This is a genomic window from Pantoea sp. A4 (assembly GCF_000295955.2).
Lineage (GTDB): Bacteria > Pseudomonadota > Gammaproteobacteria > Enterobacterales > Enterobacteriaceae > Pantoea > Pantoea multigeneris.
This window is the reverse complement of record NZ_ALXE01000026.1, coordinates 139780-162098: the sequence shown is the minus strand read 5'-3', so window position 1 is coordinate 162098 and position 22319 is coordinate 139780. Positions and strand designations below refer to the sequence as shown.

Here is a 22319-nt window from a genome sequence, read left to right as displayed (position 1 = left end):
CTTAGCTGCCAGCTTGTGATGAAAATGGATGAAATCACGACCTGAAGTGAGATTCCACCCTTAAAGCCTGAATTTTGCCGCTTAAAGGCAAAAAAAATCGCCCAACAGGGGGCGATTTTTTATCTGGTGCGGTTTTATTCCGCACCCTCGTTCGATGGCGTCGAGCTGCTAGGCTTGCGGCGCTTACCGACGTTTTTGGTGTCGCGGTGGCGTTTTTTCACACGCGGTTTTTCCGCTTCTTTCTCTTTTTGCTCTTTACGCTTCGCCAGCACTTTTTTCGACGGTTTGCCGGTGACTTTCGCACTCTGCGCACGGGTAGTTGGACGCAGTTCATCAATGACGCGCATTTTCAGCGGCTCGTCGATGTAGCGGCCAATTTTTTGCATCAGCAGGTGGTCATGGGCTTCAACCAGTGAAATAGCGGTGCCTTTTTTACCGGCGCGGCCGGTACGGCCAATGCGGTGCAGGTAGGTATCTGCGGTGCGTGGCATATCGAAGTTGATGACGTGGGTCACATCATCGATATCGATACCACGCGCGGCGACATCGGTCGCGACCAGCAGGTTCACGCGGCCATCGCTAATGCGTTTAATTGCTTCGTTACGTTTGGCCTGCACCATCTCACCTTCGAGATAGCAGCTACGAATACCCGCTTCATGCAGCCAACCTACCAGTTCGTGCAGGCGCTCACGTTTACGTACGAACACAATGGTACGTTCCATTTCTGGTTGATTCAGCAGGTGAACCAGCAGTTTGGTTTTGTGTTCTACGTCATCAGCACGGAAATAGTACTGATTGATTTTTTTACGTTCGCGGCGGCTTGGATCAGCATCTACCGGGACCGGATCTTCCAGCAGGCGCTCGGCGAAATCTTTGATGCTGTCGCCTTCCAGCGTGGCAGAGAACAGTAATGTCTGTTTACGCCAGCGGGTTTCTGCCGCGATGGTTTCGATATCCTGGGCAAAGCCCATGTCCAGCATGCGGTCAGCTTCATCAAGGATCAGCGTTTCAACGGCGCGGCAGTCGAAGTTCTCTTCTTTGATGTATTGCAGCAGGCGGCCAGTGGTCGCAACCACGATATCCTGGTTTTCGCTGAAGACTTCAGCGTGGTTCATAAAGGCAACGCCACCGGTGATGGTTGCGATGTCCAGATGCGTGTGTTGCGCCAGTTCACGTGCGTGATCGGCTACCTGCATCGCCAGCTCACGGGTTGGCGTCAGGATCAGAATACGGGGTGGGCCGGATTTTTTACGCGGAAAGTCGATCAGGTGTTGTAGCGCGGGCAGCAGATAGGCCGCGGTTTTCCCCGTTCCGGTTGGTGCCGAACCCAACACGTCACGGCCCTCTAGCGCGGGCGGGATTGCAACAGCCTGAATCGCTGTAGGGCGCGTGAAGCCTTTATCCTGCAGAGCTTTCAGCAGGCTTTCGTCGAGTTCGAGTTCGGAAAAAGTGGTTACGGTCATGGTCTACCTCAGTTTGGGGCGCTGATTATAGACAGTTCAGCCACAATCTTCATCTGTTTGTGTTCGCAGGTGAAGGTGAATTCCCGTCTTTACCACGTTACACTCGCGGCAGTAAAAAATTCAATGGTAGTTACGCATGTCTCAGGACCAGCCGCAATCGCGGGCAATTTTAAGAAAAGATGGTTTCACTTTTAAGCAATTTTTTGTCGCACACGATCGTTGCGCCATGAAAGTGGGCACCGATGGCGTGCTGCTCGGTGCCTGGGCTCCGGTAGCTGGTGTGCGCAGTGTGCTGGATATTGGCTGTGGCAGCGGCCTGATCGCACTGATGCTGGCACAGCGCACGCCAGAAGCGGTGACCATTGATGCGGTGGAACTGGAAGCGAATGCGGCGAGCCAGGCGCAAGATAATTTTACGGCGTCGCCTTGGGCTAACCGCATGCAGGTGTTTCCTCAGGACATTGTCAGCTGGAGTGAGCAGTGCGAAAAACGCTATTCATTGATTGTGAGTAATCCGCCGTTTTTCACCCCGGGCACGGCATCAAGCAGCGTTGAACGCGATGCCGCTCGCAGTACCACTACGTTAGACCATCCCACGCTGCTGCGTTGTGCCGCCCAGTTAATCGAGGAGGAGGGATTATTTTGTGTGGTGCTGCCGGAAGATTCAGGAGAAGCGTTAATTACCCTGGCGCAGGAAGAGGGATGGCATCTGCGTTATCGCCTCGATGTTTCCCCCTATGTGCAGCGTCCGCCAAACCGCCTGGTGTTGGGCTTTTCACCCACGGCGGGCGAAACGTTGCTGGAACGTCTCGCCATTCGTGATGAAGATAAAAGCTATGCGGCAGACTGGTTGAGCCTGGTGCAGGACTTCTATCTGTTCCGTTAATGCTGCGGTTGCAAAATCGTCGGCAGCGCTTCGGGCAGCAAATCTGGATAGTCGCGGGTGTAGTGCAGCCCCCGACTCTCCTTACGATCCAGGGCCGAACGTACCATCAGCTCGGCCACCTGCACCAGATTGCGTAACTCCAGCAGGTTATTCGACAGACGGAAGTGCGCGTAGTACTCATCGATCTCCTGTTGCAGCAGCAAAATACGCCGCAGCGCTCGCTCCAGGCGCTTAGTGGTGCGCACAATCCCGACATAATCCCACATCAGCAGACGTAGCTCGTGCCAGTTATGCTGAATCACCACGCGCTCATCGGCATCATCGACCTGGCTTTCATCCCACGCCGGTAGCTGATCAACTTTGCTAACGTTGGGCAGCGTGCGCAGCAGGTCTTCTGCCGCTGACCAGCCATACACCAGACACTCCAGCAGCGAGTTGGACGCCATGCGATTCGCACCGTGCAGCCCGGTATAACTCACTTCGCCAATGGCATATAAGCCAGCGACATCCGTCGCGCCGTTCTGATCCACCATCACGCCGCCGCAGGTGTAGTGGGCGGCAGGCACCACGGGAATGGCATCACGGGTTAAATCAAAGCCAAAGCTCAGCAGCTTGTCGTAGATCATCGGGAAGTGGCTGCGCACAAACGCCTCGGGCTGGTGGCTGATATCCAGGTACATGCAGTCCACGCCGAGCCGTTTCATTTCATGATCGATAGCGCGAGCCACCACGTCACGCGGCGCGAGTTCACCGCGCGCATCAAAGTCTGGCATGAAGCGGCTGCCGTCCGGGCGTAACAGGCGTGCACCTTCACCACGCAGGGCTTCGGTCAGCAAAAAGCTCTGCGCCTGGGGATGGAACAGGCAGGTTGGGTGGAACTGATTAAATTCCAGATTGGCGACGCGGCATCCGGCGCGCCAGGCCATCGCAATCCCGTCGCCTGAAGCGACATCGGGGTTGGTGGTGTACTGATACACTTTGGCGGCACCGCCAGTGGCCAGCACCACAGAACGCGCACGGCAGGTCTCTACCTGTTCACGGTTGCGGTTCCAGATCCACGCCCCCACCGCGCGGCGCGGCCCCGGCAAGCCTAGCTTGTCAGAGAGGATTAAGTCGACGGCGTTAGTGCGTTCCAGAATACGGATGTTGGGATGGCTCAGCGCCTGCCCAACCAATGTGGTTTCGACCTCGCGCCCGGTGGCATCGGCGTTATGCAGAATGCGACGATGACTGTGGCCCCCTTCCTGAGCAAGGTGGTAGCGCATATCGCCACCGGCCTGGGGATCAAGGTCAAAAGAGACGCCGTTGTCGATCAACCACTGCACGCACTCCCGCGCGTGGCTGGCAATGAAAGAGACCGCCTGACGGTCACACAGGCCAGCCCCGGCGATCAGCGTATCTTCAATGTGCGATTCGATACTGTCAGTTTCATCAAACACCGCAGCAATGCCGCCCTGTGCATACAACGTCGAACCTTCGTTGATCTCTGCTTTGCTCAGCAGTAAAACCTGATAGTTAGCCGCCAGACGCAGGGCCAGAGAGAGGCCTGCTGCGCCACTGCCAACAATCAAAACGTCACAATCATAATCAGGATGAGTAGTCATAATGGTGTTTAATTTACTAAACAGTGATAGGGCGAGCATAAGCGTACTGGCGGGGGATGTGAAGTGCTTAGCGCACATTGTCAGCAAAAAGAAGCGCAATTCATGCCGCTACTGCCGTTATTCAGAAAGTTAATGTCATCTTTCATTCATCAGGGTTTTTTATATCAAACACTTTGAGTCAAAAGGGGATTTTGTGATGAAAAATTGCCCCGCATAAGGTACTCTGCCAGCAATTTGATGCTCAGGCCTGGCGCCCCTGATCGCGCACGGTGAAGTACAATGTAAGAGAATCAACAACAAGTTGTGCATCAACGTGAAACAGCAAAAAAAGGACGGAATTGAACTTTAGGCCAAAGGGCTACTCAAAGCGGATGCTTGCTCAGAAGTATCTGGATGTGCTGGCAGTTCAATTACGCGTAAAAAAGAGTTTGGGGAGACATTACCTCGGATGAGCGAGCAGTTAACGGATCAGGTTCTCGTTGAACGTGTGCAGAAAGGCGATCAGAAAGCGTTCAATCTTCTGGTCATTCGCTATCAACATAAAGTAGCAAGCCTGGTTTCACGTTATGTCCCGTCTGGCGATGTGCCAGATGTGGTGCAGGAATCTTTCATTAAGGCGTATCGCGCACTGGATTCATTCCGTGGCGATAGCGCGTTTTATACATGGCTGTACCGGATTGCTGTTAACACAGCAAAAAACTATCTGGTGGCCCAGGGGCGTCGTCCTCCTTCGAGCGATGTGGACGCGATCGACGCAGAAAATTTCGAGAGTGCGGGTGCGCTCAAAGAAATTTCGAACCCTGAGAATTTAATGTTGTCAGAAGAATTGAAACAAATTGTCTTTCGTACCATTGAGGCACTGCCGGAAGATTTACGCATGGCGATTACCCTGCGTGAGTTGGATGGACTAAGTTACGAAGAGATCGCCGTCATAATGGATTGCCCGGTAGGCACTGTACGTTCACGTATTTTCCGGGCACGAGAGGCTATTGATAATAAAGTTCAACCGCTTATCCAACGTCAGTGATAACGGCTACTGGAAGGGTTTAAGGCATGCAGAAAGAACAACTTTCCGCTCTAATGGATGGTGAAACTTTAGATAACGAGCTGATTTCAACGTTATCGAGGGATGTAGAGCTGCAACAGCAATGGCAGCGCTACCATCTGGTCCGCGATACAATGCGCGGCGATGTAGGTGAAGTTCTGCATTTTGATATCAGTGCGCGCGTGGCAGCAGCTATTGAGCTTGAGCCGGCACGCTCCAACGTGACCCCGTTGCTGCCCGAAGCACAACCGGAACCGTCACGCTGGGAAAAAATGCCATTCTGGCGCAAAGCACGTCCGTGGGCCGCACAGTTGACCCAGGTGGGTGTGGCTGCTTGTGTTTCACTGGCCGTGATTGTGGGTGTACAGCAGTACAACCAGCACGGTAGCACTCCAGGCACGGAATCTTCTGATTCCCCGGTGTTTAACACGCTGCCGATGATGGGCAAAGCATCGCCTGTTAGCCTGGGTGTTCCTTCTGCCGATGTTTTTGACACCAGCGGTACCACTCAGCAGGTGCAGGAACAGCGTCGTCGCGTGAATGCGATGTTGCAGGACTATGAACTGCAACGCCGTTTACATGCCGATCGTACGCAGATCGATCAGAATGCACCTCAGCAGGCACAAGCTGAAGTCCCTGGTAACCAGACCTTAGGTATACAGTAGCGGTAATGAAGCAACTTTGGTGCGCCGTAAGCCTGTTGGCAGGCAGCTTGTTGTGGTCCACTACCGCTTTGGCTCAGACGCCGCCGCCTGTTAGCGCGGCGCCTGATACCTCTGTGTTACTGCAACAGATGGAACAGGCGAGCCTGAATCTCAATTATGAGTTCGCCTACATCAACGTTAGCCGCGTTGGCATTGAATCCCTGCGTTATCGCCATGCGGTTATCAATCACCAGTCTTACGTTCAGTTACTGCAAATGGATGGGCCTCGACGCGAGGTGATTCAGCGCGGTAATGAAATCAGCTATTTTGAACCCGGCCTCGATCCCTTCTCACTGCCTGGCGATCATATTATCGATGCGTTGCCGTCTCTGGTCTTCGCGGATTTTAAACAGCTCTCCGCTAACTACGATTTCATCGCAGTGGGTCGCGCACGCGTTGCCGATCAAATGTGTGAAGTGGTGCGAGTGGTATCGCGTGATGGTACGCGCTACAGCTACGTCGCGTGGCTGGATATGGATACTAAGCTGCCGCTGCGCATCGATCTGCTCGATCACGACGGCGAAACGCTGGAGCAGTTCCGTGTCACCAGTTTCGCGGTGGATGAAGGCGTGCGCACTGTGATGCAGGGGCTGCAAAAAGCCAATCTTCCCCCGGTGCTCTCCGTCCCGCAGGGCGACAAAGTGTCGCTGGCGTGGCAGCCAGAATGGTTGCCTGCGGGGATGAAACTGGTGGCACAGAACCGCCGTGAAATTCCTGCGCTGAGTAAAACCGTGGAGTCGCGGCTCTACAGCGATGGCCTGTTTAGCTTCACCATTAATGTGACACCCGCCGATAAAAACAGTGTGACGCAGATATTGCGCACTGGACGTCGTACGGTGCAAACCGAAGTGCGCGATAATAGTGAGATTACCGTGGTGGGCGAATTACCACCCGCTACGGCCAAACATATTGCGGACAGCGTGAATTTGGGGTCACAACAATGATGAGAGAATGGGCCACCGTAGTGGCATGGCAGGATGGCGTAGCAACGTTACATTCGGAGGCGAAAACCTCCTGTAACAGCTGCTCGGCGCGCAAAGGTTGCGGCAGCGCGATGCTGAACAAGATGGGCCCCAAAGATGCGCATGTGATGACCATCAACAGCGATAAGCCGTTGCAGCCAGGACAGCGCATTGAAATCGGCATCCGTGAAAGCAGCCTGTTAGGTTCTGCGCTGCTGGTCTACATGACGCCGCTCATCGGCCTGTTTGTGGTTGCTGGCCTGTTTCAACTGCTGTTCCAGAGCGATCTGGCTGCTGCCTGTGGTGCCCTGTTGGGAGGCGTTGGCGGCTTTATTATCGCCAAAGGGTTATCCACACTTTTGGGTGATCGGGAAGCCTTTCAGCCGGTGATTCTCAACATCACCTTGCCGCCGGATGCACTCCGCATCGAGCCAGTCGAGTAGATTGCCAACAGGCCGCGAACTTCGCGGCCTTTTTCCTGCTGTAACCGGAAAAATCCATTGTGTTCCATTCTTTTATGCGCGGCGCTAACAGTGTAATATGCGTCGTCATTAATGGGCTGACAGGATTGTGGGTTAAGAGCGATCTTCCTGAATGTGTCTGTGCTCAGGTTTTTAACTGATAGTCTACGTGAAGATATTCATATAAATGAAGCACATACGAAATTTCTCCATCATCGCACACATCGACCACGGCAAATCCACGCTCTCAGACCGACTGATTCAAATTTGTGGTGGCTTGAGCGATCGTGAGATGGCTGCGCAGGTTCTGGACTCCATGGATCTGGAACGTGAACGCGGTATTACCATCAAAGCGCAGAGCGTAACCCTCGATTACAAAGCGTTGAACGGTGAAACTTACCAGCTCAATTTTATCGATACTCCCGGCCACGTTGACTTCTCCTATGAAGTTTCGCGTTCTCTGGCTGCCTGTGAAGGGGCACTGCTGGTGGTTGACGCAGGGCAGGGCGTAGAAGCACAGACCCTGGCAAACTGCTACACCGCCATGGAAATGGATCTGGAAGTTGTACCGGTACTGAACAAAATCGACCTGCCAGCCGCCGATCCTGAGCGCGTAGCCGAAGAGATTGAAGATATCGTCGGCATCGACGCGGCTGATGCTGTGCGCTGCTCGGCTAAAACCGGCGTAGGCGTGCCTGATGTGCTTGAGCGCCTGGTGCGTGATATCCCACCACCGGAAGGCGATCCAGAAGGCCCACTGCAGGCGCTGATCATCGACTCCTGGTTTGATAACTACCTCGGCGTCGTGTCTCTGATCCGTATTAAAAACGGTACGCTGCGTAAAGGCGACAAAGTCAAAGTCATGAGTACCGGTCAGACTTATAACGCTGACCGTCTGGGTATCTTCACGCCGAAGCAGGTTGATCGCAATGAACTGAATTGCGGTGAAGTAGGCTGGCTGGTTTGCGCCATCAAAGATATCCTCGGCGCCCCGGTGGGCGATACGCTGACGCTGCAACGCAATCCAGCGGATAAAGTTCTGCCTGGCTTTAAGAAAGTGAAGCCGCAGGTTTATGCGGGCCTGTTCCCGATCAGCTCTGATGATTATGAAGCATTCCGTGATGCGCTGGGCAAACTGAGCCTGAACGATGCCTCGCTGTTCTATGAGCCAGAGAGCTCAACGGCGCTGGGCTTCGGTTTCCGCATCGGCTTCCTGGGTCTGCTGCACATGGAGATCATTCAGGAGCGTCTGGAGCGTGAATACGATCTCGACCTGATCACCACAGCGCCAACGGTTGTCTATGAAGTGCTGACCACTGATGGTCAAACCGTGTACGTAGACAGCCCGTCCAAGCTGCCACCATTGAATAATATTGAAGAACTGCGTGAGCCAATCGCTGAGTGTCACATGCTGTTGCCACAGGAATATCTGGGCAATGTCATCACACTGTGCATTGAGAAACGTGGTGTTCAGACCAACATGGTTTACCACGGCAAGCAGGTTGCACTGACCTATGAAATTCCGATGGCAGAAGTGGTTCTCGACTTCTTCGACCGTCTGAAATCAACGTCACGCGGCTATGCTTCGCTCGATTATAATTTCAAACGTTTCCAGGCCTCTGACATGGTGCGCGTCGACGTAATGATTAACTCAGAACGTGTTGATGCGCTGGCGCTGATCACCCACCGCGATAACTCACAGTACCGTGGCCGCGACTTAGTGGAGAAGATGAAAGATCTGATCCCTCGTCAGCAGTTCGATATTGCGATTCAGGCGGCGATCGGCAACCACATTATTGCTCGCTCAACAGTGAAGCAGCTGCGTAAAAACGTCCTGGCGAAATGCTATGGCGGTGACGTCAGCCGTAAGAAAAAGCTGTTGCAGAAGCAGAAAGACGGTAAGAAGCGCATGAAGCAGGTAGGAAACGTTGAACTGCCGCAGGAAGCCTTCCTTGCCATTCTGCATGTCGGTAAAGACAGCAAATAAGGAATTGTAATGGCTAATATGTTCGCACTGTTACTGGCGTTAGCTACGCTGATCACAGGGATTATCTGGTGTCTTGATCGCTTTAAGTGGGCACCTAAGCGTCGTGCTAAACAGGCTGCTGCTCAGGCGCAGACGGGGAATAGCATTGACAGCAAAACCCTGGCAAAAGTCTCTGCTCAGCCTGGCTGGGTAGAGACAGCCGCTTCGGTGTTTCCGGTGCTGTTGGTGGTGTTCGTCGTGCGTTCGTTTATCGTTGAACCCTTCCAGATCCCATCGGGTTCAATGATGCCAACGCTGTTAATCGGTGATTTCATCCTGGTCGAGAAGTTTGCTTACGGCATTAAAGACCCGATCACACAAACCACGCTGATCCCTACCGGGCATCCACAGCGTGGCGATGTGGCGGTATTTAAGTACCCGAAAGATCCAAGCGTGGACTACATTAAGCGCGTTATCGGCCTGCCGGGCGATAAAGTGGTGTTTGACCCTATCAGCAAGACGCTGACGGTGAATCCAGGTTGTGGTGAAGGCCAGTCTTGCACCAGCGCGTTGCCAGTGACCTACACAAATATCGAGCCAAGTAACTTTGTGCAGACTTTCAGTGGCTTTGACGGCAATGAAAGCGGCAGCGGTTTTTATCAGTTACCACAAGGCGAAACCCTGCGCGGTGGTCTACGGTTAGGTACACGCAAAGAGACTTTAGGCACTGTTACTCATGACATCCTGCTGGTGAATGAAGCACCAAGCCAGCCAGGCATGTACTACCAGCAGCCAGGCCAGCCACAGTCAACGTGGGTGGTGCCGCAAGGTCAGTACTTCATGATGGGCGATAACCGTGACAACAGCGCAGACAGCCGTTATTGGGGCTTTGTGCCAGAGAAGAACCTGGTGGGCAAAGCGGTAGCGATCTGGATGAGCTTTGAGAAACAAGAAGGTAAGTGGCCAACCGGCGTACGACTGAGTCGTATCGGTGGTATTCACTAACAGCAATCCCGCTGCGGCGGGGTTAATCGGCTGGCTCCCTACGGGGAGCCACTGCACACTAAACAGCATGAGTTGGAAGGTCAGCCCTGTTTCGTATGCAGAGTAACAGACGTACAAAAAGAACTGGAATCGCATGAATCCCATCCTGATTAATAAGCTTCAGCGTAAACTGGGCTACACTTTTACTCATCCGGAATTGCTTCAGCAGGCTCTGACTCACCGCAGTGCCAGCAGTAAACATAACGAGCGTCTCGAATTCCTGGGTGATTCCATTCTCAGCTATGTCATTGCCAATGCGCTCTATCATCGCTTCCCACGTGTGGACGAAGGGGATATGAGCCGTATGCGTGCCACTTTGGTGCGCGGGAATACCCTGGCGGAGATGGCACGAGAATTTGACCTTGGCGAATGTCTGCGCCTTGGCCCCGGTGAGCTGAAAAGCGGCGGTTTTCGTCGCGAGTCGATTCTGGCGGATACCGTTGAAGCACTGATTGGCGGTATTTTCCTCGACAGCAATATTCAGCAGGTCGAGCAGTTGATCCTCAACTGGTATCAAACTCGCCTTGATGAGATTAGCCCAGGCGATAAACAAAAAGATCCCAAAACCCGTCTGCAGGAGTTCCTGCAGGGGCGCCATTTGCCGCTGCCTTCTTATCTGGTGGTGCAGGTGCGTGGTGAAGCCCACGATCAGGAGTTCACCATTCACTGCCAGGTCAGTGGCATGGTTGAACCGGTAGTTGGCGTTGGTTCAAGCCGACGCAAAGCAGAGCAAGCCGCAGCGGAACAAGCGCTGATCAAACTTGGTCTCGAATAGCTAAATCGCAGCGCCTGAACAGGCGTTGAAAAAGTCAGGACTCGAATGAGCGAACAAGAAGTAACCTATAGCGGCTTTGTCGCGATTGTTGGCCGACCTAACGTTGGCAAATCCACTTTACTGAACCAGTTACTGGGGCAGAAAGTGTCGATCACATCGCGTAAACCGCAGACCACGCGTCACCGCATTATGGGTATTCACACGGAAGGGGCCTATCAGGCCATTTATGTGGATACACCAGGGCTGCACATGGAAGAGAAGCGCGCCATCAACCGTTTGATGAACCGTGCCGCCAGTAGCTCCATCGGTGATGTTGAACTGGTCGTATTTGTGGTAGAAGGCACGCGCTGGACACCCGATGATGAAATGGTGTTAAACAAGCTGCGTGGCGGCACCGTGCCGGTCATCCTGGCGATCAACAAAGTCGACAACATTCAGGATAAGAGCATCCTGTTGCCACATCTGCAGTTCCTTAGCCAGCAGATGGACTTCCTCGACATCGTGCCTATTTCTGCGGAAAGCGGCCAGAACGTGGATACCATTGCCCAGATCGCGCGTAAACATTTGCCGCAGTCCGAGCATCACTTCCCGGAAGACTACATCACCGATCGCTCTCAGCGCTTTATGGCTTCTGAGATCATCCGTGAAAAACTGATGCGCTTCCTCGGTGCAGAACTGCCGTATTCTGTCACGGTTGAGATTGAGCAGTTTGTCTCTAACGATCGCGGCGGTTACGACATCAATGGTCTGATTCTGGTGGAACGTGAAGGCCAGAAACGCATGGTGATTGGCAACAAAGGGGCCAAAATCAAAACCATCGGTATTGAAGCGCGTCGCGACATGGAAGACATGTTCGAAGCGAAAGTGCATCTTGAGCTGTGGGTCAAGGTCAAATCCGGCTGGGCCGACGATGAACGTGCGCTGCGCAGCCTGGGTTACTCTGACGAAGGCTAATTGATGGAAGGCTGGCAACGGGCGTTTGTGCTACACAGTCGCCCCTATAGTGAAACCAGCCTGCTGCTCGATCTGTTCAGCGAAAGCGACGGACGCGTGCGGGTGCTGGCCAAAGGTGCCCGGGCACGACGCTCTCAGCTTAAAGGTACGCTGCAACCGTTCACGCCGCTGCTTGTCCGTTGGGGTGGGCGCGGTGAAGTTAAAACCCTACGCAATGCCGAAGCGGTTTCCCTCGCACTGCCTCTCAGCGGCATCACTCTCTACTGCGGACTCTACGTCAACGAACTGCTCTCACGCGTGCTTGAGCAGGAGATCCCGTTTGGCGAACTGTTCTTCGACTATCTCCACTGCCTGCAAGGCCTTGCGTCCACCAGCGGATCGCCAGAACCGTCGCTACGGCGTTTTGAACTGGCGTTGCTCGGACACCTTGGCTACGGCGTCGATTTCCTGCACTGCGCCGGTAGCGGTGAGCCGGTTGCCGACAACATGACCTACAGCTACCGTGAAGAGAAAGGGTTTATTGCCAGCCTGGTCGTAGGGCAGCGCAGTTTTACCGGCAGTGAACTCCAGGCATTGGCCAGTCGTCAGTTTAACGACGTAGCCCAGCTACGCGCTGCTAAGCGCTTCACGCGTATGGCACTCAAACCCTATCTGGGCGGTAAGCCACTCAAAAGCCAGGAGCTGTTTCGCCAGTTCGTGCCGAAAAAAACGCCAGCCGGGCCGAAAACCTCCTGATCGCCATACCACCGCCAGACGTGTCGCGCTACACTGCGTGCAATACTGAACAATACAGAGGATTGTCATGGCTGAGTTGCTGTTAGGGATCAATATCGATCACATCGCTACTGTGCGTAACGCGCGTGGCACCAGTTATCCGGACCCGGTACAGGCGGCGTTTATCTCTGAGCAGGCCGGGGCTGATGGCATTACCGTACACCTGCGTGAAGATCGTCGTCACATCACCGATCGTGATGTTCGCATCCTGCGCGACACCATCCAGACGCGGATGAACCTCGAAATGGCAGTCACCGATGAGATGATTGCGATTGCCTGTGAAATCAAACCTCAGTTTGTCTGCCTGGTCCCTGAAAAGCGCGAAGAAGTGACCACCGAAGGTGGCCTCGACGTGGCGGGCCAGCAGGAAAAAATTAACGCCGCAGTGCAGCAGTTGAGCCGTGCGGGCATTTTGGTTTCTCTGTTCATTGATGCCGAAGAGCGTCAAATTGAAGCGGCAGTGACCAGCGGTGCGCCTTATATCGAAATCCATACCGGTGCCTATGCCGAAGCCGCCGAAGGGCTGGAACGTGACGCTGAACTGGCGCGCATTCGCCACGCAGCAACCTTTGCCGCCAGCCGCGGTTTAAAAGTGAATGCGGGCCACGGCCTGACCTATCACAATGTGCTGCCGATTGCCGCACTGCCGGAAATGCATGAACTGAACATTGGTCACGCCATTATTGGTCGTGCGGTGTTTAGCGGCCTGGCAGAGGCGGTGAAAGAGATGAAGCAGCTGTTACGGGAAGCGCGTCGCTAATGGCTATCCTTGGGCTGGGCACCGATATTGTTGAAATTGAACGTATCGCCGGAGTGATCGAACGTTCAGGCGATCGCCTGGCTCGAAGGGTCTTAAGTGATGCCGAGTGGCAGCAGTACCAGAGCCACCGGCAGCCACTGCGTTTTCTGGCGAAGCGTTTTGCCGTCAAAGAAGCGGCAGCCAAAGCGTTTGGCACCGGGATTCGCGGTGGTCTCGCCTTTAACCAGTTTGAAGTCTACAACGATGAGCTGGGTAAGCCCGGCCTGCGTTTCTTCCACCACGCTGCGGAAGTGGCCCAGCGCCTTGGCGTGAATCACGTCCATGTGACGCTGGCGGATGAGCGGCATTACGCCTGTGCCACGGTGATTATTGAGTCTTAATCACCGCATCTTGCCGTTATCTCCCACCTCCAGCCAAACGCCTTTGGCTGAAGGTTTATTTTTTTACAGGTTGTTCACCAGGTTTTGGCTGTGGCGAATATGGCTGGCGGCCCGTTCAGGATCTTGTTGCACCAGCGCCATAAACAGCAGATCGGTCAATGCCAACTGCGCGGTGGTGGATGAGATGGCGGCGCTGCGGTTGCTCTGCTCTTCTGCCACGGTATAGAGGCAGTGGCTGGCAATCTGTTGCAAGGAATTCGGCGTAAATCCCGTAAACGCCAGTACTGAAGCACCAATCTGTGCCGCTTCCTGCGCGGCCAGGTTAATCTCACGCCGTTCGCCGGTATAGGAGATGGTCAGCAACACATCGCCATGGCGCATCGCCTGCACGCTGGCAAGCAGGGCGTGCATATCTTGCTCGGCCACGGCATTGATGCCAATTTTCATCAGCTTCCACGAAAAGTCTTTCGCGACCAGGCCAGATCCGCCCATGCCCGTCAGTAAAATGCGGTGGGCATTCTTGAGCAGATCCAACACTTCCATCAGGCGCTCTTCGCTGTTGATATCCAGCGTCGCGCGAATGGCAGACAGTTTTTCTGTCAGTAATTTTTCTCCGACCACTTTTAACGGGTCGTCGCTCAGAATGTGGTTGTGTACCGTGATCGCGTCTTTATCCGCTAACGACTCGGTCAATGCCAGCTTCAATGCCGGGAAGCCGCGATAGCCTAACTTTTGCGCGAACTTAACCACGCTAGACTGACTCACGCCGGAAACCTCTGCCAGGCTTTGTGAGCTCAGATTACGCGCCTCATCGGGCTGCGACAGTAAGAAGTCCGCCAGACGTCGCTCATTCAGGGTCAGGCGGGGATAAAGCTGGCGTATACGCAGGAGTGAACTCATCAGAATCCTCATTCCAAAATGCCTCCATCATGGAGACAAGAGTAAAGCTGACTGGCCAGGCTGTGTAGATTCCTGGTCAGCCCAACCAGAAGAAAACGTGATGCCGGGTAATTCTAATCTCTGGAATAAAAAATGACAGGTTTCCTCTCTCTTTGTGATGGCTACACTGTGTAATGAAGGCATGAAAAGAGAAAAAAGAGGTGTTTTTTGACAAAAGGTACGCAACGACGCGTGGTGTTCTTCGATCTGGATGGCACCTTACACCAGCAGGACATGTTTGGCACTTACCTGCGCTATTTATTACGTCGCCAGCCATTAAATCTCCTGGTTCTGCTGCCATTGCTGCCCGTAATAGGAGCCGGACTGCTGCTGTGGGGGCGAGCCGCGCGCTGGCCAATGAGCCTGCTGCTGTGGGCGGTGACGTTTGCTCACAGCGAAAAGGCCCTGGTGCGAAAAGAGGCGGAGTTTGCCCGCTGGTTCCGCCAGCGCGTAACGGCGTTTCCCGTGGTGCAGCAACGGCTGATTGATTATCTGCGCAGCGAGGATGCGGATGTCTGGCTGATCACCGGCTCGCCGCAGTCTCTGGTGCAGCAGGTCTACTTCGACTCGGCGTTTTTACCTCAGGTCAACCTGATTGCCAGCCAAATGACGCGCTTTGCCGCGGGCCGGGTGCTGTCATTACGCTGCCTTGGACATGTAAAGGTGGCGCAGCTTGAAGCGCGGATTGGCACGCCACTCCAGCTTTACAGTGGCTACAGTGACAGTAAACAGGACAACCCGCTGCTGTTCTTCTGCCAACATCGCTGGCGCGTGACGCCGCTGGGTGAACTTCAGCAGCTAGAATAGTGCGGACAGGCTTCGATTCTGCGAACGGTATCGCTATAATGCGCCGCTTTTGACGGGCGAGAGAACGCACACTATGCAGCAACACGATGAACACTGGATGCGCCATGCGCTAAAACTTGCCCAGCGCGCCTGGGATGAGGGCGAAGTGCCAGTGGGCGCAGTGCTGGTGCAGGGCGATCGCGTTATTGGCGAAGGCTGGAACCGTCCTATTGGTCAGCACGATCCCACCGCCCATGCGGAGATTATGGCGCTGCGGCAGGGCGGCAAAATTCTGGAAAATTACCGCCTGCTGGATACCACGCTGTACGTCACGCTGGAACCCTGCATCATGTGCGCTGGCGCCATGGTGCACAGCCGCATAACCCGGTTGGTGTATGGTGCCAGTGATGAAAAAACCGGCGCTGCCGGTTCCCTGATCGACATTCTTGGTCACCCGGGCATGAACCATCAAATCGTGCTGGAAGGTGGCCTGCTGGCACCGGAGTGTGCCGGCATGCTGAGTGATTTCTTCCGCCAGCGGCGTGAACAGAAAAAGGCGCTGCGGAAACAGTTGCGCGAACAGGAAGACGAGTAAAACAAGACGTGTTAGTTAACAGAAGAGGGCATTACGCCCTCTTTTTTGATCAGTTCATTGCCAGCTTCGGCTCTACCGCAGGGTATCCCTGCGCCAGTTCAGCATCTTCCGCATTACGCTGCGCCAAACGCTTATCCTGCTCTTGCAGATAGCCCACCAGGCTTATCTGGTACTTACGGATGTTCTCTACATAATTGTAGGCTTCATGGCCGCGAGCATAGCCGTAGGAGGTCTGCGTGTAGTAGCGCTTCTGGCTTAGCATCGGCAGACGCAGTTTGACGTCCGCCCAGCTATCCGGGTTGCCACCCTGTTTTGCCGTCAGCTTGCGCGCATCCAACATATGGGCATACCCCATATTATAAGAGGCGAGGGCAAACCAGATGCGCTCATCATCCGGAATGGTGGAGGGCACTTTTGCCATCATCCGCTGCAAATACTCACTCCCGCCGCGAATGCTCTGCTCCGGGTCGAGGCGATCGCTCACCTGTAAGCTATCGGCGGTATTGCGCGTCAGCATCATCATGCCGCGCACCCCGGTGGGTGAGGTGGCCTGCGGGTTCCAGTGCGACTCCTGATAAGAGATAGCTGCCAGCAAGCGCCAGTCCAGACTGCTGGAGTACTTCTGGAACAGGGACTGAATATTAGGCAACGTATTGTCAATGGCACGCAGGAATGTGCGGGTATCGACGTAATCAAACGTACCAACGTGGCCTAAATACTTCTCATCCAACCGCGCCAGTGCGCCTTCTTCACCCATCTGGCTAAAGAAATCCAACATTGCGGCATTGAGGCTGTCATCACTGCGCTGCGGCAGATACCAGGTAACGGGTTCTTCATCACTGATATCAAAAGCCACCGCTAAGTTGGGATGAACCCGCTGCAGCAGTGCAATGGTGACAGAGTCGCCAACGGTATAGTCAAGCTTACCGTCCGCAACAGCTTCCAGCAGGGACTTCTGCCCCATATCGGTCGAAATGGCCCAATCCAGATCGGGATACTGCTTATCTTTCGCCTCTTTGAGGTTAGTAAGATAGGCCGAACCCGAAGGGACAATCAGCCGACCTTTGAGGTCGCCAAAGTTTTTCGGCCTGGCTTTATCAACGCGATAGACCAACTGCTGCGAGACCGAGTAGTAGCTCGGGCCACTTTGGTAGTGCGACAAACGCTCATTATTATAGATAAGCCCTGCCGCCAGCACGTCGGCCTTGCCGTGATCCAGGTCGTCAAACAGATCACCAATGTTCGGGCGCACGGTGACCTGGAGCTTGACCCCAAGATAATCAGCAAAGCGTTTTGCCAGTTCGTAATCCATACCCGCCGGAAGTTTATTCACGGTGTAGTAGGTCAGTGGCGAATTTATCGTGCTGACTCGCAGCACGCCTCGCGCACGTATTTGGGATATCGCATCTTTGCCGCCCCCGTACCACGGGATGGCAGGCCACAGTGCCAGCGCGAGCAGCACGGTGATCAGACCGATGATCAGATAGTTTAATTTCAGGCGTTTCAAATAGTTATCTCTCTATGGCGCTCAGGCCTCTGTCCTTTACAGGCAGTATTAGTCTTCTTTCGGCTCCCAGAGCGACGGGCATTTTGCGCAACAAAGCGGCATAGAGCAACTTTAAAAGCAAGAATTGTTCAATTTTCAGTCGAATCCGGATCGCAATTAAATGTGCGCAAACGGTTTCGTCGAGGCGGGTGATTCTCTATAATACTGCCCGTTTTCCCTGTTGCGCCCAATGAAGCGCCGCCCGGCGCTTCGAAGACGAGAGATCTTAATGATGGAAATTCTGCGTGGTTCGCCCGCTCTGTCAGCATTTCGTATTAATAAACTGCTGACCCGCTTTCAGGACGCTCACCTTCCGGTGAGTGATATTTACGCCGAGTACGTCCATTTTGCCGATGTCAGTGCACCGCTCAACGCTGACGAAAAAGCCCGACTACAGCGTCTGCTGAAGTATGGCCCCTCTCTCGCGGAACATGCCCCTCAAGGGCGTTTGCTGCTGGTAACGCCACGTCCTGGCACTATCTCACCCTGGTCTTCAAAAGCCACAGACATTGCCCACAACTGCGATTTACCGCAGGTTCGCCGCATTGAACGCGGTCTGGCGTTTTACGTCCAGGCACCGCAGCTGAGCGAAGCTCAGTGGCAGTCACTGGCGACACTGCTGCATGACCGCATGATGGAAGTGGTGTTCCACGACCTGGCTGATGCTGAAAAACTGTTTGCCCACCACGAACCCCAGCCGCTGAAAAGCGTGGATATCCTGGGCGGTGGCCGTCAGGCACTGGAGCAGGCGAACGTCGCGCTCGGCCTGGCACTGGCAGACGATGAGATCGATTACCTGCTGGCAGCCTTTGAAAAACTCGGGCGCAACCCGAACGATATCGAGCTCTACATGTTTGCCCAGGCAAACTCTGAGCACTGTCGTCATAAAATCTTCAACGCCGACTGGATCATCGACGGTGAAAAACAGCCGAAGTCGCTGTTTAAGATGATCAAAAACACCTTCGAGCAGACGCCAGACCACGTCCTGTCAGCGTATAAAGACAACGCTGCGGTCATGGAAGGTTCTGAAGTGGGCCGTTTCTACCCGGATGCGGCTAAAGGTGAATATGCGTTCCATCAGGAAGACGCACATATCCTGATGAAAGTAGAAACCCATAACCACCCGACCGCCATCTCCCCATGGCCAGGTGCCGCGACCGGTTCCGGTGGCGAAATCCGTGATGAAGGTGCAACCGGACGTGGCGCGAAACCAAAAGCCGGTCTGGTCGGTTTCTCCGTTTCTAACCTGCGCATCCCTGGTTTTGAACAGCCGTGGGAAGAAGATTTCGGCAAGCCAGATCGCATTGTAACCGCGCTGGATATCATGACCGAAGGCCCACTGGGCGGTGCAGCATTCAACAACGAATTTGGTCGTCCAGCCCTGAACGGCTACTTCCGTACCTATGAAGAGCGCGTAGAGAGCCATAACGGCGCTGAACTGCGTGGCTATCACAAGCCAATCATGCTGGCTGGCGGTATCGGTAATATCCGTGGCGATCACGTGCAGAAAGGTGAAATCACCGTTGGCGCGAAACTGATCGTGCTGGGTGGCCCGGCGATGAATATCGGTCTGGGCGGCGGTGCAGCCTCTTCAATGGCGTCTGGTCAGTCGGATGCAGATCTGGACTTCGCGTCAGTACAGCGTGATAACCCAGAAATGGAACGTCGCTGTCAGGAAGTGATCGACCGCTGTTGGCAGCTGGGCGAAGACAACCCAATCCTGTTCATTCACGATGTGGGTGCAGGCGGCTTGTCCAACGCGATGCCAGAGCTGGTGAGCGACGGTGGCCGTGGTGGTCGCTTCAATCTGCGTGACGTGCTGAGCGATGAGCCAGGCATGAGCCCGCTGGAAGTGTGGTGTAACGAATCTCAGGAACGTTACGTTCTGGCGGTTTCCCCAGAGAAACTGGCTGAGTTCGATGCACTGTGCCAGCGTGAGCGCGCACCTTATGCAGTTATCGGTGAAGCCACCGAAGAACTGCACCTGTCACTGGCTGACAGCCATTTCGACAACACCCCAATTGATATGCCGCTGGACGTGCTGCTGGGCAAAACGCCGAAGATGACCCGTGATGTGGTTACTCAGCAGGCGCAAGGCGCTGAGCTGAAGCGTGATGGCATCACCGTAGCGGATGCGGTTAACCGTGTGCTGCATCTGCCGACCGTGGCAGAGAAGACCTTCCTGATCACTATCGGTGACCGTACCGTTACCGGTATGGTGGCTCGCGATCAGATGGTTGGCCCATGGCAGATCCCGGTAGCGAACTGCGCCGTGACCACCGCAAGCCTCGACAGCTATCACGGTGAAGCCTTCGCACTGGGCGAACGCGCGCCAGTGGCACTGCTCGACTTCGCCGCTTCTGCGCGTCTGGCCGTGGGTGAAGCACTGACTAACCTGGCAGCAACGCAAATCGGCTCCCTGAAGCGCGTGAAGCTCTCCGCGAACTGGATGTCAGCTGCGGGCCACCCAGGTGAAGATGCGGGTCTCTACGAAGCGGTTAAGGCCGTAGGTGAAGAGCTGTGTCCGGCACTGGGCATTACTATTCCAGTGGGCAAGGACTCCATGTCCATGAAAACCCGCTGGCAGCAGGGCAATGAAGAGCGTGAAATGACCTCGCCATTGTCACTGGTAATCACCTCATTTGCCCGTGTGGAAGATGTTCGCCGTACCGTAACGCCAGAGCTGCAACCGCAGGCAGATAACCTGCTGCTGCTGGTTGACCTTGGCAACGGGGCTAACACCCTGGGTGCAACCGCGCTGTCTCAGGTTTATCGTCAGTTGGGCGATAAGCCAGCAGACGTGCGTGATGCGCAGCAACTGGCTGGCTTCTTCAACGCCATGCAGGCGCTAGTTGCCGAGCAGAAACTGCTGGCTTACCACGACCGTTCAGACGGTGGTCTGTTGGTCACGCTGGCAGAGATGGCCTTTACTGGTCACTGTGGCGTTGAAGTTGATATCGCTGCCCTGGGCAACGATGCGCTGGCAGCACTGTTCACTGAAGAACTGGGTGCTGTTATTCAGATCAACGCAGCGGATCGTGCCGCAGTAGAGCAAGTCTTCGCGGACCACGGTCTGGCGGCTTCGGTACACGTCATCGGTTCAGCCCAGCCGGGCGATCGTTTCGTGATCCGTTCGGGCGAGAACGCGGTGTACAGCGAAAGCCGTACCACACTGCGTACCTGGTGGGCAGAAACCACCTGGCAGATGCAGCGTCTGCGTGATAACCCAGCCTGTGCCGATCAGGAACACGAAGCGAAGAAAAACGACAACGATCCTGGCCTCAACGTTCATCTGACCTTTAAGCCAGAAGAAGATGTTACCGCGCCAATGATCGCCACTGGCGCACGTCCGCGTGTCGCCGTGCTGCGTGAGCAAGGTGTTAACTCCCACGTTGAGATGGCAGCAGCCTTCCACCGTGCGGGCTTTACCGCAGTAGACGTTCACATGAGTGACCTGCTGGCGGGCAAACGCGGTCTGGAAGAGTTCCAGGCGCTGGTTGCTTGCGGTGGCTTCTCTTACGGTGACGTGTTGGGTGCCGGTGAAGGTTGGGCGAAGTCGATTCTGTTCAACAACCGCGTGCGTGATGAGTTTGAAAACTTCTTCCATCGTCCGCAGACGCTGGCGCTGGGCGTGTGTAACGGCTGCCAGATGATGTCGAACCTGCGCGAGCTGATCCCAGGCAGCGACCTGTGGCCACGCTTCGTCCGTAACCAGTCCGAGCGTTTTGAAGCGCGCTTCAGCCTGGTTGAAGTGGCTGCTAGCCCGTCACTGCTGCTTGATGGCATGGCCGGTTCACATATGCCAATCGCTGTTTCTCACGGTGAAGGCTTTGTGGAAGTGCGCGATGGCGCACATCTGGCGGCGCTGGAGAGCAAAGGTCTGGTTGCACTGCGCTTTGTTGATAACTTCGGTAAAGTCACTGAAACCTATCCAGCGAACCCGAATGGCTCGCCAAACGGTATTACCGCGGTGACCAACGAAAGCGGTCGCGTGACCATCATGATGCCTCACCCGGAGCGAGTGTTCCGTACCGTGAGCAACTCGTGGCACCCGGCAGAGTGGGGCGAAGATAGCCCGTGGATGCGTATCTTCCGCAATGCACGTAAGCAGCTTGGCTAAGCCTTAACGCTTGAAAATCATGCCAGTCAGTAACATGACTGGCATTTTTTTTTGGCCGAGACCAAGGGGTTTTCGCTGAAGTGTCGCCATTGTTGGTTTTTAGCGACAATCCCAGAGAGTGCCTGTCTCCAATTGGAGACATTTAACTTGTTGAAAAGTAATTGCTTGTCAAAATAGCGTTGTTTGTGTCGCAAAATAGAGACACTTTTTACGACGCAAATCGGTCGTAATCAGTGCCACTTGATAGCAACTTACTGAAAGTAAATAAATTTTAAAAAGTGGCACGCTATTTGCTATACTCAGTTCGTGGCTCATTCGCCTTGTCTATGATTGCCCCGCTCACTGCGGAGAGCTCATAAAACCTGAATGACGCACCAAACGGAGCCTGCCGTCCACCAAACCGATAATCGCTTGCTTTGCAACGTTATCAAGCATCGGACGTAACGTTGAGTTAGGCTCCACCTTTTCTCTCACGGCGCTACGGCGACGTGCCAACGGCAGGCCATTGCGCCTGCCGTTCTCTTTTCTACTATCTTCCCTTGCCAGAGTTGGTTA

Annotated in this window: 19 protein-coding genes; 15 read left to right on the top strand and 4 right to left on the bottom strand. The window is 54.6% G+C overall.

Annotated features, from left to right (window positions below; genetic code table 11):
- Positions 1 to 134 precede the first annotated feature (134 nt).
- A complete protein-coding gene (gene srmB / locus B880_RS0112795) occupies positions 135 to 1463 on the bottom strand; it encodes an ATP-dependent RNA helicase SrmB (protein ID WP_017347817.1) in 1329 nt (442 codons plus the stop codon).
- A gap of 136 nt (positions 1464 to 1599) precedes the next feature.
- Between srmB and trmN the strand changes: the two genes are divergently transcribed.
- On the top strand, positions 1600 to 2349 hold the full coding sequence (gene trmN, locus B880_RS0112790) for a tRNA(1)(Val) (adenine(37)-N(6))-methyltransferase TrmN (protein ID WP_017347816.1): 750 nt from the start codon (positions 1600 to 1602) through the stop codon (positions 2347 to 2349).
- On the opposite strand, the gene nadB is transcribed toward trmN, so the two are convergent.
- Positions 2346 to 3992, bottom strand: a complete 1647-nt coding sequence (nadB, locus tag B880_RS0112785; protein WP_017347815.1) for an L-aspartate oxidase — start codon at positions 3990 to 3992, stop codon at positions 2346 to 2348. The genes trmN and nadB overlap by 4 nt on opposite strands.
- Positions 3993 to 4401: 409 nt before the next feature.
- Between nadB and rpoE the strand changes: the two genes are divergently transcribed.
- The 11 genes from rpoE (at position 4402) to acpS (ending at position 13778) form a co-directional block, all read left to right on the top strand.
- Positions 4402 to 4980, top strand: coding sequence for an RNA polymerase sigma factor RpoE (rpoE, locus tag B880_RS0112780; protein ID WP_010257669.1), 579 nt, complete (start codon positions 4402 to 4404; stop codon positions 4978 to 4980).
- 26 nt (positions 4981 to 5006) lie between these two features.
- A complete protein-coding gene (gene rseA / locus B880_RS0112775; protein WP_017347814.1) occupies positions 5007 to 5663 on the top strand; it encodes an anti-sigma-E factor RseA in 657 nt (218 codons plus the stop codon).
- Positions 5664 to 5668: 5 nt separating this feature from the next.
- Positions 5669 to 6646 (top strand): sigma-E factor regulatory protein RseB, encoded by a 978-nt coding sequence (rseB, locus tag B880_RS0112770; RefSeq protein WP_017347813.1) that lies wholly within the window; start codon positions 5669 to 5671, stop codon positions 6644 to 6646.
- Entirely contained in the window at positions 6643 to 7107 is a 465-nt protein-coding gene (gene rseC / locus B880_RS0112765; protein WP_017347812.1) for a SoxR-reducing system protein RseC, read from the top strand. Before rseB ends, rseC begins: the two co-directional genes overlap by 4 nt.
- 205 nt (positions 7108 to 7312) lie before the next feature.
- A complete protein-coding gene (gene lepA / locus B880_RS0112760) occupies positions 7313 to 9112 on the top strand; it encodes a translation elongation factor 4 (RefSeq protein ID WP_017347811.1) in 1800 nt (599 codons plus the stop codon).
- 9 nt (positions 9113 to 9121) lie between these two features.
- On the top strand, positions 9122 to 10096 hold the full coding sequence (gene lepB / locus B880_RS0112755; RefSeq protein ID WP_017347810.1) for a signal peptidase I: 975 nt from the start codon (positions 9122 to 9124) through the stop codon (positions 10094 to 10096).
- A gap of 133 nt (positions 10097 to 10229) precedes the next feature.
- Positions 10230 to 10910 (top strand): ribonuclease III, encoded by a 681-nt coding sequence (rnc, locus tag B880_RS0112750; RefSeq protein WP_017347809.1) that lies wholly within the window; start codon positions 10230 to 10232, stop codon positions 10908 to 10910.
- A gap of 45 nt (positions 10911 to 10955) precedes the next feature.
- Positions 10956 to 11864 carry a GTPase Era gene (gene era / locus B880_RS0112745; protein ID WP_017347808.1) on the top strand — a complete coding sequence of 303 codons (909 nt, stop codon included), beginning with the start codon at positions 10956 to 10958 and terminating at the stop codon, positions 11862 to 11864.
- A 3-nt stretch (positions 11865 to 11867) separates the two neighbouring features.
- Positions 11868 to 12599 carry a DNA repair protein RecO gene (recO, locus tag B880_RS0112740; RefSeq protein ID WP_017347807.1) on the top strand — a complete coding sequence of 244 codons (732 nt, stop codon included), beginning with the start codon at positions 11868 to 11870 and terminating at the stop codon, positions 12597 to 12599.
- A 67-nt stretch (positions 12600 to 12666) separates the two neighbouring features.
- The gene (gene pdxJ / locus B880_RS0112735; RefSeq protein WP_017347806.1) at positions 12667 to 13398 is read left to right on the top strand and encodes a pyridoxine 5'-phosphate synthase; all 732 of its coding nucleotides are present in this window, start codon (positions 12667 to 12669) and stop codon (positions 13396 to 13398) included.
- Positions 13398 to 13778, top strand: a complete 381-nt coding sequence (acpS, locus tag B880_RS0112730; RefSeq protein WP_017347805.1) for a holo-ACP synthase — start codon at positions 13398 to 13400, stop codon at positions 13776 to 13778. The genes pdxJ and acpS overlap by 1 nt, the downstream gene beginning before the upstream one ends.
- A 63-nt stretch (positions 13779 to 13841) precedes the next feature.
- Here the strand turns inward: acpS and B880_RS0112725 are convergent, their stop codons facing one another.
- Positions 13842 to 14678 carry a MurR/RpiR family transcriptional regulator gene (locus tag B880_RS0112725; RefSeq protein WP_017347804.1) on the bottom strand — a complete coding sequence of 279 codons (837 nt, stop codon included), beginning with the start codon at positions 14676 to 14678 and terminating at the stop codon, positions 13842 to 13844.
- 207 nt (positions 14679 to 14885) lie between these two features.
- Between B880_RS0112725 and yfhb the strand changes: the two genes are divergently transcribed.
- Both yfhb and tadA read left to right on the top strand, forming a co-directional pair.
- The gene (yfhb, locus tag B880_RS0112720) at positions 14886 to 15524 is read left to right on the top strand and encodes a phosphatidylglycerophosphatase C (protein ID WP_026042624.1); all 639 of its coding nucleotides are present in this window, start codon (positions 14886 to 14888) and stop codon (positions 15522 to 15524) included.
- A 73-nt stretch (positions 15525 to 15597) separates the two neighbouring features.
- A complete protein-coding gene (gene tadA / locus B880_RS0112715; RefSeq protein WP_017347802.1) occupies positions 15598 to 16098 on the top strand; it encodes a tRNA adenosine(34) deaminase TadA in 501 nt (166 codons plus the stop codon).
- A 49-nt stretch (positions 16099 to 16147) separates the two neighbouring features.
- On the opposite strand, the gene mltF is transcribed toward tadA, so the two are convergent.
- A complete protein-coding gene (gene mltF / locus B880_RS0112710) occupies positions 16148 to 17605 on the bottom strand; it encodes a membrane-bound lytic murein transglycosylase MltF (RefSeq protein ID WP_017347801.1) in 1458 nt (485 codons plus the stop codon).
- A gap of 268 nt (positions 17606 to 17873) precedes the next feature.
- On the opposite strand from mltF, the gene purL reads away from it, so the two are divergent.
- A complete protein-coding gene (gene purL, locus B880_RS0112705; RefSeq protein WP_017347800.1) occupies positions 17874 to 21764 on the top strand; it encodes a phosphoribosylformylglycinamidine synthase in 3891 nt (1296 codons plus the stop codon).
- The last annotated feature ends 555 nt before the right edge of the window (positions 21765 to 22319 follow it).

Excerpts from the sequence above, each read along its gene's own strand:
- srmB (WP_017347817.1), bottom strand. The coding sequence starts at position 1,463 with ATGACCGTAACCACTTTTTCCGAACTCGAACTCGACGAAAGCCTGCTG.
- trmN (WP_017347816.1), top strand. The coding sequence starts at position 1,600 with ATGTCTCAGGACCAGCCGCAATCGCGGGCAATTTTAAGAAAAGATGGT.
- nadB (WP_017347815.1), bottom strand. The coding sequence starts at position 3,992 with ATGCTCGCCCTATCACTGTTTAGTAAATTAAACACCATTATGACTACT.
- rpoE (WP_010257669.1), top strand. The coding sequence starts at position 4,402 with ATGAGCGAGCAGTTAACGGATCAGGTTCTCGTTGAACGTGTGCAGAAA.
- rseA (WP_017347814.1), top strand. The coding sequence starts at position 5,007 with ATGCAGAAAGAACAACTTTCCGCTCTAATGGATGGTGAAACTTTAGAT.
- rseB (WP_017347813.1), top strand. The coding sequence starts at position 5,669 with ATGAAGCAACTTTGGTGCGCCGTAAGCCTGTTGGCAGGCAGCTTGTTG.
- rseC (WP_017347812.1), top strand. The coding sequence starts at position 6,643 with ATGATGAGAGAATGGGCCACCGTAGTGGCATGGCAGGATGGCGTAGCA.
- lepA (WP_017347811.1), top strand. The coding sequence starts at position 7,313 with ATGAAGCACATACGAAATTTCTCCATCATCGCACACATCGACCACGGC.
- lepB (WP_017347810.1), top strand. The coding sequence starts at position 9,122 with ATGGCTAATATGTTCGCACTGTTACTGGCGTTAGCTACGCTGATCACA.
- rnc (WP_017347809.1), top strand. The coding sequence starts at position 10,230 with ATGAATCCCATCCTGATTAATAAGCTTCAGCGTAAACTGGGCTACACT.
- era (WP_017347808.1), top strand. The coding sequence starts at position 10,956 with ATGAGCGAACAAGAAGTAACCTATAGCGGCTTTGTCGCGATTGTTGGC.
- recO (WP_017347807.1), top strand. The coding sequence starts at position 11,868 with ATGGAAGGCTGGCAACGGGCGTTTGTGCTACACAGTCGCCCCTATAGT.
- pdxJ (WP_017347806.1), top strand. The coding sequence starts at position 12,667 with ATGGCTGAGTTGCTGTTAGGGATCAATATCGATCACATCGCTACTGTG.
- acpS (WP_017347805.1), top strand. The coding sequence starts at position 13,398 with ATGGCTATCCTTGGGCTGGGCACCGATATTGTTGAAATTGAACGTATC.
- B880_RS0112725 (WP_017347804.1), bottom strand. The coding sequence starts at position 14,678 with ATGAGTTCACTCCTGCGTATACGCCAGCTTTATCCCCGCCTGACCCTG.
- tadA (WP_017347802.1), top strand. The coding sequence starts at position 15,598 with ATGCAGCAACACGATGAACACTGGATGCGCCATGCGCTAAAACTTGCC.
- purL (WP_017347800.1), top strand. The coding sequence starts at position 17,874 with ATGATGGAAATTCTGCGTGGTTCGCCCGCTCTGTCAGCATTTCGTATT.